12 protein-coding genes and 3 rRNA genes are annotated in these 15,639 nt (G+C 66.9%); 2 read left to right on the forward strand and 13 right to left on the reverse strand.

Annotated features, from left to right (window positions below; translation table 11 throughout):
* Positions 1-23: 23 nt before the first annotated feature.
* The 6 genes from ACSHWO_RS15265 to ACSHWO_RS15290 form a co-directional block, all read right to left on the reverse strand.
* Positions 24-122: a 30S ribosomal protein bS22 gene (locus ACSHWO_RS15265; RefSeq protein ID WP_003948845.1), complete on the reverse strand. Its 99-nt coding sequence runs from the start codon at positions 120-122 to the stop codon at positions 24-26.
* A 162-nt stretch (positions 123-284) separates the two neighbouring features.
* Complete coding sequence (locus ACSHWO_RS15270; RefSeq protein ID WP_008738568.1) at positions 285-494, reverse strand: helix-turn-helix domain-containing protein; 210 nt, start codon at positions 492-494, stop codon at positions 285-287.
* Between the two features lie 114 nt (positions 495-608).
* Positions 609-1,439, reverse strand: coding sequence for a phosphatase (locus tag ACSHWO_RS15275; RefSeq protein ID WP_385847969.1), 831 nt, complete (start codon positions 1,437-1,439; stop codon positions 609-611).
* A 137-nt stretch (positions 1,440-1,576) separates the two neighbouring features.
* Positions 1,577-2,746, reverse strand: a complete 1,170-nt coding sequence (locus ACSHWO_RS15280; protein ID WP_385847967.1) for an acetoin utilization protein AcuC — start codon at positions 2,744-2,746, stop codon at positions 1,577-1,579.
* Positions 2,697-3,923, reverse strand: coding sequence for an MFS transporter (locus ACSHWO_RS15285; RefSeq protein WP_438312435.1), 1,227 nt, complete (start codon positions 3,921-3,923; stop codon positions 2,697-2,699). The genes ACSHWO_RS15280 and ACSHWO_RS15285 overlap by 50 nt, the downstream gene beginning before the upstream one ends.
* A 43-nt stretch (positions 3,924-3,966) precedes the next feature.
* A complete protein-coding gene (locus ACSHWO_RS15290; protein WP_438312438.1) occupies positions 3,967-4,620 on the reverse strand; it encodes an HAD family hydrolase in 654 nt (217 codons plus the stop codon).
* A gap of 68 nt (positions 4,621-4,688) precedes the next feature.
* Here ACSHWO_RS15290 and ACSHWO_RS15295 point away from each other — a divergent pair, with 68 nt between their 5' ends.
* On the forward strand, positions 4,689-5,285 hold the full coding sequence (locus ACSHWO_RS15295; RefSeq protein WP_438312441.1) for a Uma2 family endonuclease: 597 nt from the start codon (positions 4,689-4,691) through the stop codon (positions 5,283-5,285).
* 86 nt (positions 5,286-5,371) lie between these two features.
* Here ACSHWO_RS15295 and rrf read toward each other — a convergent pair.
* From rrf to ACSHWO_RS15310, 3 genes are all read right to left on the reverse strand, one after another.
* A 5S ribosomal RNA gene (rrf, locus tag ACSHWO_RS15300) occupies positions 5,372-5,488 on the reverse strand.
* A gap of 74 nt (positions 5,489-5,562) precedes the next feature.
* A 23S ribosomal RNA gene (locus tag ACSHWO_RS15305) occupies positions 5,563-8,678 on the reverse strand.
* A 282-nt stretch (positions 8,679-8,960) separates the two neighbouring features.
* Positions 8,961-10,484 (reverse strand): 16S ribosomal RNA (locus ACSHWO_RS15310).
* Together the 16S, 23S and 5S rRNA genes form the textbook arrangement of a ribosomal RNA operon.
* Before the next feature lie 869 nt (positions 10,485-11,353).
* On the opposite strand from ACSHWO_RS15310, the gene trpS reads away from it, so the two are divergent.
* On the forward strand, positions 11,354-12,352 hold the full coding sequence (gene trpS / locus ACSHWO_RS15315; RefSeq protein ID WP_404242259.1) for a tryptophan--tRNA ligase: 999 nt from the start codon (positions 11,354-11,356) through the stop codon (positions 12,350-12,352).
* A gap of 73 nt (positions 12,353-12,425) precedes the next feature.
* Here the strand turns inward: trpS and proC are convergent, their stop codons facing one another.
* The 4 genes from proC to ACSHWO_RS15335 form a co-directional block, all read right to left on the reverse strand.
* Positions 12,426-13,235 (reverse strand): pyrroline-5-carboxylate reductase, encoded by an 810-nt coding sequence (proC, locus tag ACSHWO_RS15320; RefSeq protein WP_361102289.1) that lies wholly within the window; start codon positions 13,233-13,235, stop codon positions 12,426-12,428.
* 103 nt (positions 13,236-13,338) lie between these two features.
* Entirely contained in the window at positions 13,339-14,076 is a 738-nt protein-coding gene (locus ACSHWO_RS15325) for an ABC transporter permease (RefSeq protein WP_438312445.1), read from the reverse strand.
* Entirely contained in the window at positions 14,073-14,936 is an 864-nt protein-coding gene (locus ACSHWO_RS15330; RefSeq protein WP_438319107.1) for an ABC transporter ATP-binding protein, read from the reverse strand. Before ACSHWO_RS15330 ends, ACSHWO_RS15325 begins: the two co-directional genes overlap by 4 nt.
* Positions 14,937-15,033: 97 nt before the next feature.
* Complete coding sequence (locus ACSHWO_RS15335; protein ID WP_361102298.1) at positions 15,034-15,561, reverse strand: hypothetical protein; 528 nt, start codon at positions 15,559-15,561, stop codon at positions 15,034-15,036.
* Positions 15,562-15,639: the final 78 nt, after the last annotated feature.

Below are 15,639 nucleotides of genomic sequence, written 5' to 3' on the forward strand. Positions count from 1 at the left end.
CGGAGAACACGTACAGCTGCCGTTTACTTCTTGTTACGGCGCTGGACGCGGGTGCGCTTGAGCAGCTTGCGGTGCTTCTTCTTCGCCATCCGCTTGCGCCGCTTCTTGATAACAGAGCCCACGACTACCCTCGCTCACTTCTCGGAACATCCCCGCGCCCGCGGGGATCGGTGCGGGGCGTCTGGGCCCACACGACCTACGTCGGCCTAGCCTACCCGCCCGAGCTCCGAGCTTGTAATCCGAGTCGTCCCGAAGGTGACCCGAAGGTGTCGCGGGCCCCACTCTCAGGCCGACTCCACCCCCACATAGGACTCTCGGAGGTACTCGTGGACCGCGTTCTCGGGGACCCGGAAGGACCGGCCCACCCGGATTGCGGGCAGATGACCGTTGTGCACCAGTCGGTACACGGTCATCTTCGACACTCGCATCACCGAGGCGACCTCCGCCACGGTCAGGAACTGAACCTCACTGAGAGGCCTCTCGCCAGCAGCCATGACACACCTTGACCTTCCGCGCATGACGGGCACCGGCTTCCCCTCCGGTTACTCCTCGTCGTCGCACGCTCACTCCCCAGAGTAGGGGCGTGTGATACGAGTGGGGAAGAGGAGCTACGGCCACTCCTGCGCGCCCGGCAGGCGCGCCCGGTCCAGTAGATACCTTGTGAGCGGTCCGTAGTAGTCCGCGCGCACCGCGTCATCAAGCGGAACCGCGACCGATACGCGCCCCTCGGCCTCGCCGACGAACAGCGCCGGGTCGTCCGTATCCGCCAGCCCGATCGCCTCCACACCCAGCTGACCTGCACCGCAGACCCACCCGTGGTCTCCGACCACCAGTTCCGGCAGCGGTCCGCCGGCCTCCGCGAGCGCCCCGAGCGCGATCCGAACCGGCAGCGGTGAATGGGTGTGCGCGCCGGTGGCACTGCCGGGGGGGCGCACGCCGGGCTCTCGCACCAGCGCGACCCCCCGTACGTAATCGAGGCTGTGCGTGCGTACCCCGAACCGGGTCGTCATGTCGACACTCACCCCCTGCGCCGGGGTGAGGACATCACAGCCGGCCGCCGACATCGCCCGGGCCAAACTGGCGTAGAACGCCAGGAGACGGTGGGGGTGACCGGTGCCGAACAGTACGGGCGACCGTGCCGCGGCCGCCGCCCGCAGCCGCTCCGCGAAGGCCCGCAACGCCGCCAGCGTCCGTTCCGGATCGATCACGTCCGGCCCGCTGACGTGCGCGGGATCCGCGGAGACCCCGCACTTCTCGGCCATCAGGCCCAACAGGTCCCGCTCGCCCCAGCAGCGTTCCGGGTCCAGCCCCAGCAGGACGCGCGGATCCCGGGCCGCGAACAGCCGGTAGCTGCGCAGGCTCTCCTCCCGGGAGGTCGCGACGGGCCCGGCCAGGCGGGCGGCCAGCAGATGCGCTCGCAGTGCGCCGGTGCTCAACACGCTCCGATGCTGCCGCAACGCCCCGCCCGGATCCTCGATTCCGGCCGAGGGCCCCACCGTTGGCGTAACGATGCGGCAGACTGCCCCGGCCGGGACGAGGCGCCGGACCGGCCGGACCCGCGCGGCGTGTCGGGCCGCTACGTGAGCATGCCGCGCAGGGGGAACACCGCCCGCCGGGTGGCCAGGACGGCCTGGTCGACCCGGTCGGCCGGGTCGTAGCCCGCGTCCCAGTCCCGCCAGGCGACCGTCCGCCCGTCCGTCATCCGGCCCGGTGCCAGCTGCCGGGTCCGCGCGTACACCTCGTCCCGCCAGGACGCGGGCACGGCCGATTCCGGGTCCACGGGCCGGTGCGCCGCGATCCCCACCAGGTGGGTCCACGACCGCGGGACGACGTCCACGACCGCGTACCCGCCGCCGCCCAGCGCCAGCCACTTCCCGTCGGCGTACTCGTGCGCGAGCCGGTGGCAGGACTCCTGCACGGCCCGCTGCGCGTCCAGTGACACCGCCAGGTGCGCGAGGGGGTCCTCGAAGTGCGTGTCCGCCCCGTGCTGGGTCACCAGCACCTGTGGCCGGAAGTCGGCCAGCAGCTCCGGCACCGTCGCGTGGAACGCCCGCAGCCAGCCCTCGTCCCCCGTCCCGGCGGGCAGGGCCACGTTCGCCGCGGCCCCCTCGGCTGCCGGCCCGCCCGTCTCCTGCGGCCAACCGGTCTGCGGGAACAGGGTCGCGGGGTGCTCGTGCAGGGAAACGGTCAGCACCCGCGGGTCGTTCCAGAACACCTCCTGCACGCCGTCCCCGTGGTGTACGTCCACGTCCACGTACGCGACGCGCTCCGCGCCGAGCTCCAGCAACCGGGCGATCGCGAGGGCCGCGTCGTTGTACACGCAGAACCCGGAGGCCCCGCCCGGCATCGCGTGGTGCAGCCCGCCCGCGAAGTTCACGGCGTGCTCGGCCTCACCGCGCCAGATCGCCTCCGCGGCCGCCACGGACTGGCCGGCGATCAACGCGGACGCCTCGTGGATCCCGGGGAAGGCCGGATCGTCGACGGTGCCGATCCCGTACGTCCCGTCGGCGCTGCCCGGGTCGGCGGACACCTGGCGGACGGCGGCGACGTAGTCCTCCCGGTGCACGAGCCGCAGTGTGGAGTCGCCGGCCGCCGGGGCGGACCGCACCTCCACCTCCCGGTCCAGCCCGAAGGCCCGTACCAGGCCCATGGTCAGTGCCAGGCGCACCGGATCCATCGGATGGCTCGGCCCGAAGTCATACCCCGTGACCGCCTCGTCCCACATCAACAACCCGCGGCTGCTCATGCGGGACACCGTATCGGGCGCCCTCCGCGCCGAACGAACGGGCGTGCAGAAGCGTCACCAGCACCAACGCCGCCGGCACGAGCATCGCCCCCCGATAGCTCCACGCGTCGCCCAGCGCCCCGACGAGCGGCGAACCGACCAGGAATCCCACGTAGTTGAAGATGTTCAGCCGTGCGACGGCCGTGTCGGAGGATCCGGGGAACAGCCGCCCCGCGGCCGCGAAGGTCTGCGGCACGATCACGCACAGCCCGAGCCCGAGCAGCGTGAACCCGGCCATCCCCGCCCAGGCGCCGGGCGCCGCGGCCACGACCGCGAACCCGCCGGCCGCGAGCAGCGTCCCGGCCCGTACGACGGCCGCGGCGCCGAAGCGGCGCACGCCCAGGTCGCCGACGGCCCGGCCGAGCAGTGTGGTGACCATGTAGACGTTGTAGGGGACGGTCGCCAGCTGCTCGGAGCTGCCGAGGACGTCCTGGAGGTACTTGGCGCTCCAGTTGGAGACGGTCGAGTCCCCTATGTACGCGCACGCCATCACCAGGCACAGCGGCAGCAGCGGTCGGAAGCCGCGCGGCTCCTGCTGCTGCTCCTCTTCCCGCCCGGGCACGGGCCCCGTGCTCTTCCGGTCGGTGTAGAAGCGGCTGCCGGCGAAGGCGAGGGGCAGCAGCACCGCCACGGCGGGCAGGTAGGAGGTGAACAGCCCCAGGTGCCAGTGCGCCCCGGCCCAGGCGGCGGACGCCCCGACGATCCCGCCGAAGCTGTAGGCCGCGTGGAAACCGAGCATGATGCTGCGGCCGTACGCCCGCTGGAGGCTGACGCCGAGCATGTTCATCGACGCGTCGAGGGCGCCCACGGCCAGCCCGAACGCGCCGAGGGCGGCGGCCGCGTGCCACAGGGTGTTCCCCGCGCCGACGCCGAGGAGGGCCAGCAGGACCAGCGGTTGCGACCAGCGCAGGACTGCGGCGGGCCCGACGCGTCGGACGAGGTGCTCGGTGGCGATGCTGGCGGCCCCGGCCAGGACGGGCACGGCGGCCAGGAACGCGGGCAGCAGCCCGTCGGATATCCCGTACCGGTCCTGGATGGCGGGGATCCGCGTCACGAGGAGGGCGAAGGTGACGCCCTGTACGAAGAAGCTGAACCCCAGCGCACCGCGCCCGCGCCGCAACCCCAGATCGTCCGTCATGGCGGCACAGCGTAGGCCCGGGCCTTACCGCTGGGTAGAGATCTCACACGGGCAGTTCGAGCAGCGCGGGCAGTTCCTTCATGTCGGCGAAGTGGGCGGTGGCCCCGGTGAGCCGCTCGACGGGCATCATGCCGGTGAAGGCGTACACGTCCATGCCGGCGGCGACCGCGGCCCGGACCCCGAGCGGGCTGTCCTCGACGACGGCGCACCGCGCCGGGTCGACGCCCATGGTGCGGGCGGCGTGCAGGAACAGGTCGGGGGCGGGTTTGCCGCGGCCGACGTCCTGGGCGCTGAAGATGACCTCCTCGCCGAACCACCGGGTGAGCCCGGCGGCCCGGTGCCCGACGCGGATCCGCGCGTGGCTGCCGGAGGAGGCCAGGCAGTAGGGCGCGCTCTGGGCGGCGAGCGCCCGGAGGACGTCGACGACGCCGGGGACGGGCGTGAGCTCCCGCTCGAACGCGGCGAACGTCCGCGCGTGCAGGGTCTCGTCGAAGTCGGCGGGCAGCCGCTGCCCGGTCCGCTCCAGCACGAGGTCGTGCACCCGGTGCACGGCGGCGCCCATGTAGTCGCGGATCGAGTCCTCGTAACTGGTCGGATGCCCCAGCTCGGTCAGGTACCCGGCGAGGATGGTGTTGGCGACCGGCTCACTGTCCACCAGCACACCGTCGTTGTCGAAGATGACGAGGTCATAGCCCATGCGACAACGTAAGCACACGCCCCTGTCCGGCTGGATACGCTGGTCGGGGCAGCAACCAGGAGGAGATCATGGGCGACCTCACCCCCGAGCAGATGCGCCGACTGCACGATTTCGCGGAACAGCTCGCGGAACTGGCCGAGCACCAGGAAGACCAGTGGAAGGTGCAGACCACCGACGGTCAGATCTTCCTGACGATGATGAGCCCCACCGCTCCCCACGGCCTCAACGTCGTACGGCTGCGGCGTCAGATCGAGGCCCAGACCCCCGAGGTCATCGCCCTCAACGACACGAACATGGGCGATCCCGAGACGGGACTCACCAAGGTCCCTGATCTCATGGTCATCGCGGAGGAGGACGCGGACGACACCGCGAAGGTCATCAACTCCCGCGACGTGCTGATGGTCGTGGAAGTCGTCTCCCGCACCAACTCCCTTACGGACATCCGTGACAAGCTGCACGACTACCCCAAGATGGGGGTGCCGCTGTACGTGGTCGTGGACCCCCGAAAGGACAAGAAGGCGGTCACGGTGCACAGTGACCCGTCGCGGGGGCCCGACGGCATCCGCTACCGCAAGGAAGTCCCGTATGCCTTCGGTGACACCGCCACCGCCGGCCGCTGGACCCTCGACACGAGCAGCCTCAAGAGCTATCCCGCCGATTGGTAGGGGCCGGTCGGCCTCTCTGGCCGTAAACGCAGAAAAGCCCCGCACCGAGCCCTTGACGGGCTGGTGCGGGGCTTCCCGCAATGATTGTTCGGCGGCGTCCTACTCTCCCACAGGGTCCCCCCTGCAGTACCATCGGCGCTGAAAGGCTTAGCTTCCGGGTTCGGAATGTAACCGGGCGTTTCCCTAACGCTATGACCACCGAAACACTATGAAGTTGAACTCAAGCCGGCATGGCGAGTTCGCTGCTTCAGAACTAACACAGTGGACGCGAGCAACTGAGGACAAGCCCTCGGCCTATTAGTACCAGTCAGCTCCACCCGTTACCGGGCTTCCACATCTGGCCTATCAACCCAGTCGTCTACTGGGAGCCTTACCCTCTCAAGGAGGTGGGAATACTCATCTTGAAGCAGGCTTCCCGCTTAGATGCTTTCAGCGGTTATCCCTCCCGAACGTAGCCAACCAGCCATGCCCTTGGCAGGACAACTGGCACACCAGAGGTTCGTCCGTCCCGGTCCTCTCGTACTAGGGACAGCCCTTCTCAATATTCCTACGCGCACAGCGGATAGGGACCGAACTGTCTCACGACGTTCTAAACCCAGCTCGCGTACCGCTTTAATGGGCGAACAGCCCAACCCTTGGGACCGACTCCAGCCCCAGGATGCGACGAGCCGACATCGAGGTGCCAAACCATCCCGTCGATATGGACTCTTGGGGAAGATCAGCCTGTTATCCCCGGGGTACCTTTTATCCGTTGAGCGACGGCGCTTCCACAAGCCACCGCCGGATCACTAGTCCCGACTTTCGTCCCTGCTCGACCCGTCGGTCTCACAGTCAAGCTCCCTTGTGCACTTACACTCAACACCTGATTGCCAACCAGGCTGAGGGAACCTTTGGGCGCCTCCGTTACCCTTTGGGAGGCAACCGCCCCAGTTAAACTACCCATCAGACACTGTCCCTGATCCGGATCACGGACCGAGGTTAGACATCCAGCACGACCAGAGTGGTATTTCAACGGCGACTCCACAACCACTGGCGTGGCTGCTTCAAAGTCTCCCACCTATCCTACACAAGCCGAACCGAACACCAATATCAAACTGTAGTAAAGGTCCCGGGGTCTTTCCGTCCTGCTGCGCGAAACGAGCATCTTTACTCGTAGTGCAATTTCACCGGGCCTATGGTTGAGACAGTCGAGAAGTCGTTACGCCATTCGTGCAGGTCGGAACTTACCCGACAAGGAATTTCGCTACCTTAGGATGGTTATAGTTACCACCGCCGTTTACTGGCGCTTAAGTTCTCAGCTTCGCAACCCCGAAAGGTCACTAACCGGTCCCCTTAACGTTCCAGCACCGGGCAGGCGTCAGTCCGTATACATCGCCTTACGGCTTCGCACGGACCTGTGTTTTTAGTAAACAGTCGCTTCTCGCTGGTCTCTGCGGCCACCCCCAGCTCAGAGTGCAAGACTCATCACCAAGCGTGGCCCCCCTTCTCCCGAAGTTACGGGGGCATTTTGCCGAGTTCCTTAACCATAGTTCACCCGAACGCCTCGGTATTCTCTACCTGACCACCTGAGTCGGTTTAGGGTACGGGCCGCCATGAAACTCGCTAGAGGCTTTTCTCGACAGCATAGGATCATCCACTTCGCCACAATCGGCTCGGCATCAGGTCTCAACCTTCATGAGGGACGGATTTGCCTACCCCTCGGCCTACACCCTTACCCCGGGACAACCACCGCCCGGGCTGGACTACCTTCCTGCGTCACCCCATCGCTTACCTACTACAAGTCTGGTCCGTCGGCTCCACCACTCCCCTCAACTCCGAAGAGATCAGGGCGGCTTCACGGACTTAGCATCGCTCGCCTCGATATTGGGCGTTTCAAAGCGGGTACCGGAATATCAACCGGTTGTCCATCGACTACGCCTGTCGGCCTCGCCTTAGGTCCCGACTTACCCTGGGCAGATCAGCTTGACCCAGGAACCCTTAGTCAATCGGCGCAAGAGTTTCTCACTCTTGTATCGCTACTCATGCCTGCATTCTCACTCGTGAACCGTCCACAACTACCTTCCGGTGCTGCTTCACCCGGCACACGACGCTCCCCTACCCATCACAGCAGGCGTTGGCCCTATTGCTGCAATGACACGACTTCGGCGGTACGCTTGAGCCCCGCTACATTGTCGGCGCGGAATCACTTGACCAGTGAGCTATTACGCACTCTTTCAAGGGTGGCTGCTTCTAAGCCAACCTCCTGGTTGTCTCTGCGACTCCACATCCTTTCCCACTTAGCGTACGCTTAGGGGCCTTAGTCGATGCTCTGGGCTGTTTCCCTCTCGACCATGGAGCTTATCCCCCACAGTCTCACTGCCGTGCTCTCACTTACCGGCATTCGGAGTTTGGCTAAGGTCAGTAACCCGGTAGGGCCCATCGCCTATCCAGTGCTCTACCTCCGGCAAGAAACACACGACGCTGCACCTAAATGCATTTCGGGGAGAACCAGCTATCACGGAGTTTGATTGGCCTTTCACCCCTAACCACAGGTCATCCCCCAGGTTTTCAACCCTGGTGGGTTCGGTCCTCCACGAAGTCTTACCTCCGCTTCAACCTGCCCATGGCTAGATCACTCCGCTTCGGGTCTAGAGCGTGCAACTCAATCGCCCTATTCGGACTCGCTTTCGCTACGGCTTCCCCACACGGGTTAACCTCGCTACACACCGCTAACTCGCAGGCTCATTCTTCAAAAGGCACGCAGTCACGAAGATCCGAAGATCTCGACGCTCCCACGGCTTGTAGGCACACGGTTTCAGGTACTATTTCACTCCGCTCCCGCGGTACTTTTCACCATTCCCTCACGGTACTATCCGCTATCGGTCACCAGGGAATATTTAGGCTTAGCGGGTGGTCCCGCCAGATTCACACGGGATTTCTCGGGCCCCGTGCTACTTGGGAGATGAGCAAGCAAGCCGTACAGATTTCAGCTACGGGGGTCTTACCCTCTACGCCGGACCTTTCGCATGTCCTTCGCCTATCCATACGGTTTCTGACTCGCCTCACAGCCGGCAGACTGTGAAAGCTCATTCCCACAACCCCACATGCGCAACCCCTGCCGGGTATCACACGCATACGGTTTGGCCTCATCCGGTTTCGCTCGCCACTACTCCCGGAATCACGGTTGTTTTCTCTTCCTGAGGGTACTGAGATGTTTCACTTCCCCTCGTTCCCTCCACACTGCCTATGTGTTCAGCAGTGGGTGACAGCCCATGACGACTGCCGGGTTTCCCCATTCGGACACCCCCGGATCAAAGCTCAGTTGGCAGCTCCCCGGGGCCTATCGCGGCCTCTCACGTCCTTCATCGGTTCCTGGTGCCAAGGCATCCACCGTGCGCCCTTAAAAACTTGGCCACAGATGCTCGCGTCCACTGTGTAGTTCTCAAACAACGACCAGCCACCCATCACCCGCATCCACAAGGGACCCGGTTCACTGGGGCCGACACTGAAGACTGACCAACGGCCGTGCCTTCAGGACCCAACAACGTGCCAAGCGTGAACGCTTTCCGTGTCATCTCTTCCACGCCCGAGGGCAGTACTAGGAGACCTTCCAGTCACTCACGCCAACTAATCAACGTTCCACCCATGAGCTGACCGTGCAGAACGTTTGCCTGCAATCGGTACTGTGCTCCTTAGAAAGGAGGTGATCCAGCCGCACCTTCCGGTACGGCTACCTTGTTACGACTTCGTCCCAATCGCCAGTCCCACCTTCGACAGCTCCCTCCACAAGGGTTGGGCCACCGGCTTCGGGTGTTACCGACTTTCGTGACGTGACGGGCGGTGTGTACAAGGCCCGGGAACGTATTCACCGCAGCAATGCTGATCTGCGATTACTAGCGACTCCGACTTCATGGGGTCGAGTTGCAGACCCCAATCCGAACTGAGACCGGCTTTTTGAGATTCGCTCCACCTCACGGTATCGCAGCTCATTGTACCGGCCATTGTAGCACGTGTGCAGCCCAAGACATAAGGGGCATGATGACTTGACGTCGTCCCCACCTTCCTCCGAGTTGACCCCGGCGGTCTCCTGTGAGTCCCCATCACCCCGAAGGGCATGCTGGCAACACAGGACAAGGGTTGCGCTCGTTGCGGGACTTAACCCAACATCTCACGACACGAGCTGACGACAGCCATGCACCACCTGTATACCGACCACAAGGGGGGCACTATCTCTAATGCTTTCCGGTATATGTCAAGCCTTGGTAAGGTTCTTCGCGTTGCGTCGAATTAAGCCACATGCTCCGCCGCTTGTGCGGGCCCCCGTCAATTCCTTTGAGTTTTAGCCTTGCGGCCGTACTCCCCAGGCGGGGAACTTAATGCGTTAGCTGCGGCACCGACGACGTGGAATGTCGCCAACACCTAGTTCCCAACGTTTACGGCGTGGACTACCAGGGTATCTAATCCTGTTCGCTCCCCACGCTTTCGCTCCTCAGCGTCAGTAATGGCCCAGAGATCCGCCTTCGCCACCGGTGTTCCTCCTGATATCTGCGCATTTCACCGCTACACCAGGAATTCCGATCTCCCCTACCACACTCTAGCCAGCCCGTATCGAATGCAGACCCGAGGTTAAGCCTCGGGCTTTCACATCCGACGTGACAAGCCGCCTACGAGCTCTTTACGCCCAATAATTCCGGACAACGCTTGCGCCCTACGTATTACCGCGGCTGCTGGCACGTAGTTAGCCGGCGCTTCTTCTGCAGGTACCGTCACTCTCGCTTCTTCCCTGCTGAAAGAGGTTTACAACCCGAAGGCCGTCATCCCTCACGCGGCGTCGCTGCATCAGGCTTTCGCCCATTGTGCAATATTCCCCACTGCTGCCTCCCGTAGGAGTCTGGGCCGTGTCTCAGTCCCAGTGTGGCCGGTCGCCCTCTCAGGCCGGCTACCCGTCGTCGCCTTGGTAGGCCATTACCCCACCAACAAGCTGATAGGCCGCGGGCTCATCCTTCACCGCCGGAGCTTTCCACCACAGGAGATGCCTCCCGCAGTCGTATCCGGTATTAGACCCCGTTTCCAGGGCTTGTCCCAGAGTGAAGGGCAGATTGCCCACGTGTTACTCACCCGTTCGCCACTAATCCACCCCGAAGGGCTTCATCGTTCGACTTGCATGTGTTAAGCACGCCGCCAGCGTTCGTCCTGAGCCAGGATCAAACTCTCCATGAATGATTACCCGTAATCGGGTGCACACATCACGGTGAGCGGGTCAGCCACGGTCGGAATATGACCGACTGACCACTGCGTCCTCGCTGTGTTTGTCGCCTACAAGCGCCCCACCAGGGGGCCCTGCAGGTCTTTTCAAAGGAACCTCATCCACCTAAGTGGACGGGGTATCAACTTCTGGCGTTGATTTTTGGCACGCTGTTGAGTTCTCAAGGAACGGACGCTTCCTTCGTACTCACCCTCTCGGGCTTTCCTCCGGGCTTTCGTTCTCGCGTTTCCCACTCTATCAGAGTGTTTCGCGCTTCGCTTTCCGGTTCTTCGCTTTCGCGTTTTCCCTTCCGGCGATTCCGACTCTATCAGAACCTTTTCGGCCTGACTCCCAGTCAGCGGGATTTGCTGCGCGGACCGTCGGCCCTTGCGGCGAGTGAGACATTAGCGGATTCCTTGCCCCCGAAGCCAATCGGCGGCTGCGTTCTAGAACGCGGATTCCTCATTCGCAAATACGCATGAAAACGAGACGGCAGACTGCGCCGTTCGTTCGAGTGTGTAGTGCGGGATGGCTGTCCGGGGACCGACCAGAGTCGGCGCTCACGTCGGACAACTCGAAGAACTTTACGGATCGCGTACGGGCGTGTCAACCCTGGGACGAAGGTCATCGAGGCGCTAGCCTGACCCCCATGAACTCGCATGCGCTCACGCCCAGCCTTTGCTGGTGGGCCGCCTGACGGCGGCCGACCTTCCACGCGAGCACGCATGCGCTCACGGCCGCCGCCCCGGCGGCCGTTTTTCGTTCCTCCCCCTCCCGGGTGTGGCCGGTCGCCGGATGCAGCGGCACCCACACCACACCGACAGGGACAGACAGGGAGACGGACATGGCGCGGATCTTCAGTGGGATCAAGCCGAGCGGCCATCTGACGTTGGGCAACTACCTGGGCGCCGTACGGCAGTGGGTCGCAGCCGAGCAGAAGCCGGACGATGCGCTGTTCTGCGTCGTGGACCTGCACGCGCTGACGGTCGAGCACGATCCGGCCCGGGTACGGCGGCTCAGCCGGCAGGCGGCGACGCTGCTGCTGGCCGCCGGACTGGCGCCGGAGAAGTGCACGCTGTTCGTGCAGAGCCATGTGGACGAACACACCCGGCTCGCGTACCTGCTGGAGTGCACCGCGGCCGACGGCGAATTGCGGCGGATGATCCAGTACAGGGAGAAGGCGGCGCAGGCGCAGTCCTCCGGGGCCGGTGTGCGGCTGTCGCTGCTCACGTATCCCGTGCTGATGGCGGCCGACATCCTGGCGTACGCGACCGAGGAGGTGCCGGTGGGCGAGGACCAGCGCCAGCACGTGGAGCTGACCCGGGACCTGGCCGTGCGCTTCAACCAGCGGTACGGGCACACCTTCACGGTGCCCAGGGCGACGCTCCCCGCGGTGGCCGCGCGCGTCATGGACCTGCAGGACCCGCGGTCGAAGATGGGGAAGTCGATGGGCGGCGGGCCGGGTGTGGTCTACCTGCTCGACGAGCCGGACGTGGTGCGGCGCAAGGTGATGCGGGCGGTGACCGACAGCGGGGACGGCGGGGTCGTCTACGACCGGGAGGACCGGCCCGGCGTGGCGAACCTCCTCGACGTGCTGGCCGCCTGCACCGGCGGGGATCCGGCGGTGCTCGCCGACGGGTACGACGGGTACGGGGCGCTGAAGCGGGACGTGGCCGAGGCGGTGGTGGAGGTGCTGCGGCCGGTGCAGCAGCGGCACGCCGAGCTGGCGGCCGATCCCGGGCTGGTGGAGGGCGTGCTGCGGGAGGGTGCCGGGCGGGCCCGGGCGTTGGCGCGGCCGATGGTGGACCGGGCGTACGAGGCGATCGGGCTGCTGGCTCCGTAGGCCCTTGCGGCCCGCCGGCCGCCCGGGCCCGCCGTACTGCCCGGGCCCGGGCCCGGGCGGGGGGCGCGACGGGTCAGCCGGCGCCGGAGGCCAGTTCGCGGCTGCGGTCGCGGGCGGCTTCGAGGGCGGCGATGAGGGCGGCGCGGACGCCGTGGCGTTCGAGTTCGACGATGGCGTTGATGGTGGTGCCGGCGGGGGAGGTGACGGCCTCGCGGAGCTTGACGGGGTGTTCGCCGCTGTCGCGGAGCATCACGGCGGCGCCGATGGCGGCCTGGACGATCAGGTCGTGGGCCTGGGCGCGGGGCAGCCCGAGGAGGATGCCGGCGTCGGTCATCGCCTCGACGAGGAAGTAGAAGTAGGCGGGCCCGGAGCCGGACAGGGCCGTGGCGGCGTCCTGCTGGGACTCGGGGACGCGGAGGGTCTTGCCGACGCCGCCGAAGATCGCCTCGGCGTGGGCGAGGTGCTCGGCGGTGGCGTGGCTGCCGGCCGAGATGACGGACATGGCCTCGTCGACGAGGGCGGGGGTGTTCGTCATGACGCGGACGACGGGGGTGCCGGGGGCGAGCCGTTCCTCGAAGAAGGAGGTGGGGATTCCGGCGGCGCCGCTGATGACGAGGCGGTCGGCGGGGACGTGCGGGGCGAGCTCTTCGAGGAGCTTGCCCATGTCCTGCGGCTTGACGGTGAGGATAAGGGTGTCGGCGCGCTTGGCGGCCTCGGCGTTGCCGACGGCCTCGACGCCGTAGCGGGCGCGGAGCTCCTCGGCGCGTTCGGAACGGCGGGCGGTGACGAGGAGCTTCCCGGCGGGCCAGCCGCCGCGGATCATTCCGCTGAGCAGGGCCTCGCCGATCTTTCCGGTACCGAGGACTGCGACTGTCTGGGTCATGCGGTGTCACCTCGCCGAACTGGGTGCGCGTACGTGTGCTGCGTCTTCCTCATCCTCGCACCCGGGCGCGGGGGTGGGGGGTGCGTGTCCGCACTGCGGGCGGTCAGGGCGTGCGGCGGCGCAGGGTGGCCGCGCCGAGGGCGAGGACCAGGAGGGCGCAGGCGGCGACGATCAGGGAGTCGCGGACGAAGTCGGCGGTCATGTCGGTGTGGGTGAGGACCTGGGTCATGCCGTCGACGGCGTACGACATGGGCAGGACGTCGGAGATGCCTTCGAGGACCGGGTGCATGGTGTTGCGGGCGGCGAACAGTCCGCACAGCAGCAGCTGCGGGAAGATCACGGCCGGCATGAACTGGACGGCCTGGAACTCGGAGGCGGCGAAAGCGGAGACGAACAGGCCGAGCGCGGTGCCGAGCAGGGCGTCGAGGAGGGCGACGAGGAGGAGCAGCCAGGGGGAGCCGACCACGTCGAGGTCGAGGAGCCAGAGGGCGAGGCCGGTGGCGAGGAGGGACTGGGCCACGGCGACGGCGCCGAAGGCGAGGGCGTAGCCGGCGATGAGGTCGCCCTTGCCCAGCGGCATGGCGAGGAGGCGTTCGAGGGTGCCGGAGGTGCGTTCGCGCAGGGTGGCGATGGAGGTCACCAGGAACATGGTGATCAGCGGGAAGATCCCGAGGAGGGACGCGCCGATGCCGTCGAAGGTGCGGGGGCTGCCGTCGAAGACGAAGCGGAGCAGGGTCAGCATCAGGACGGGGACCAGCAGCATCAGGACGATGGAGCGCGGGTCGTGGCGGAGCTGGCGCAGGACGCGGGCGGCGGTGGCGGTGGTGCGGGCGGCGTTCATCGGGGCTGCTCCTGGGCGGAGGGGCCCTGGGCGGGCTCCTGGACGACGGTCTCCTGGGCGGCGGGGCCCTGGGCGGCGCGGGCGTTGGCCTCGTCGACGAGGCGGAGGAAGCCCTCTTCGACGGTGGCGGACTGCGTACGGGTGCGCAGTGCGTCGGGGGTGTCCTGGGCGAGGATGCGGCCGCCGCGCATGAGGAGGAGGTCGTGGCAGCGCTCCGCCTCGTCCATGACGTGGGAGGAGACGAGGATCGTCGTGCCGCGGGCGGCGGTGAGGTCGTGGAAGAGGTTCCACAGGTCGCGGCGCAGGACGGGGTCGAGTCCGACGGTCGGCTCGTCGAGGACGAGGAGTTCGGGGGCGCCGAGCAGGGCGACGGCGAGGGAGACACGGCTGCGCTGGCCGCCGGAGAGGTTGCCGGCGAGGGCGTCGGCGCGGCCGGAGAGGTCGACGTCGGCGATGGCGCGGGTGACGGCGGCGCGGCGGCGGTCGGCGGCGGCGCGGCCGGGGTCGAGGACGGCGGCGAAGTAGTCGAGGTTCTGCCGGACCGTGAGGTCGTCGTAGACGGAGGGGGCCTGGGTGACGTAGCCGATGCGGGAGCGGAGCTCGGGGTGGCCGGCGGGGCGGCCGAGGACGTCGAGGGCGCCGGTGACGTGGGCCTGCGTGCCGACGACGGCGCGCATGAGCGTGGACTTGCCGCAGCCGGACGGGCCGAGGAGGCCAGTGATGCGGCCGCGGGGGACGTCGAAGGCGAGGGAGTCGAGGACGGTCCGGAGGGTGCGGCCGGTGCCGCGGCGGACGGTCAGGCCGTCGGCGTGGACGGCGGGGGCCGGGGCCGGGGCGTCGCCCCGCTCCTGGTTATTCATCATGTGGTGAATAATGCTCCCGGGGGTGCCGGCCGTCAACAGGTCGGAGGCTGCGGCAGGATCGGGGAGGGAGCGAGGAAGGGGGCGTGCGCCCGAGCTACTTCTTGCGCTTGGGGCGGCGCGCGGCCGGGTTGCCCGTACGGGTGCGGCGGCGGCGCTCGTACTCGGCGACGGCGCGCTCGTACTCGGCGCGGCGGAGCTTCTCGCCCGGGGCCTCGGAGAAGCAGCGCAGGAAGTACGCGATGAGGGAGCCGATGAAGCCGATCATCTTCAGGCCCTTGAGCGAGGCCTCGTCGGAGGACGGGGCCGGGCGACGGCCGAAGGACTCCCAGGTCTTGAGGAAGGCGATGGCGCTGGCGATCGCGAAGAGCACGACCACGGAGATGCTGAGGAACGGGCCGACGTTGCCGATCTCCAGGCCCTCGTAGGCGAGGCGCAGCAGGTAGGCGGCGGCGAAGGCCGTGACGAGCGAGCCCGCGCCGGCGGCGGCACGGCGGAGGGCGTAGCCGCCGTCGTGCTCGACCCAGGTGGTGCCGAAGAACGGGATCGGCTCCGGCTGCGGCCCGGCGGGCAGGGCCGGGGCCGGGGTCGTCGCGGCGGGGGTCTGCTGCTGTTCGTCGCTCACACCGGCGATTATCCCCCGCCGCCGGCGGAGGGCCCGGCGCGTCTCACGTGTCAGACGGACCGGGCCGCGGCACCCCCC

Source organism: Streptomyces pallidus (ex Mingjun et al. 2026) (assembly GCF_051550185.1).
Classification (GTDB): Bacteria; Actinomycetota; Actinomycetes; order Streptomycetales; family Streptomycetaceae; genus Streptomyces.

Excerpts from the sequence above, each read along its gene's own strand:
- ACSHWO_RS15285 (WP_438312435.1), bottom strand. The coding sequence starts at position 3,923 with ATGACGGACGATCTGGGGTTGCGGCGCGGGCGCGGTGCGCTGGGGTTC.
- ACSHWO_RS15280 (WP_385847967.1), bottom strand. The coding sequence starts at position 2,746 with ATGAGCAGCCGCGGGTTGTTGATGTGGGACGAGGCGGTCACGGGGTAT.
- ACSHWO_RS15270 (WP_008738568.1), bottom strand. The coding sequence starts at position 494 with ATGGCTGCTGGCGAGAGGCCTCTCAGTGAGGTTCAGTTCCTGACCGTG.
- proC (WP_361102289.1), bottom strand. The coding sequence starts at position 13,235 with ATGACCCAGACAGTCGCAGTCCTCGGTACCGGAAAGATCGGCGAGGCC.
- ACSHWO_RS15325 (WP_438312445.1), bottom strand. The coding sequence starts at position 14,076 with ATGAACGCCGCCCGCACCACCGCCACCGCCGCCCGCGTCCTGCGCCAG.
- ACSHWO_RS15330 (WP_438319107.1), bottom strand. The coding sequence starts at position 14,936 with ATGAATAACCAGGAGCGGGGCGACGCCCCGGCCCCGGCCCCCGCCGTC.
- ACSHWO_RS15295 (WP_438312441.1), top strand. The coding sequence starts at position 4,689 with ATGGGCGACCTCACCCCCGAGCAGATGCGCCGACTGCACGATTTCGCG.
- ACSHWO_RS15290 (WP_438312438.1), bottom strand. The coding sequence starts at position 4,620 with ATGGGCTATGACCTCGTCATCTTCGACAACGACGGTGTGCTGGTGGAC.
- trpS (WP_404242259.1), top strand. The coding sequence starts at position 11,354 with ATGGCGCGGATCTTCAGTGGGATCAAGCCGAGCGGCCATCTGACGTTG.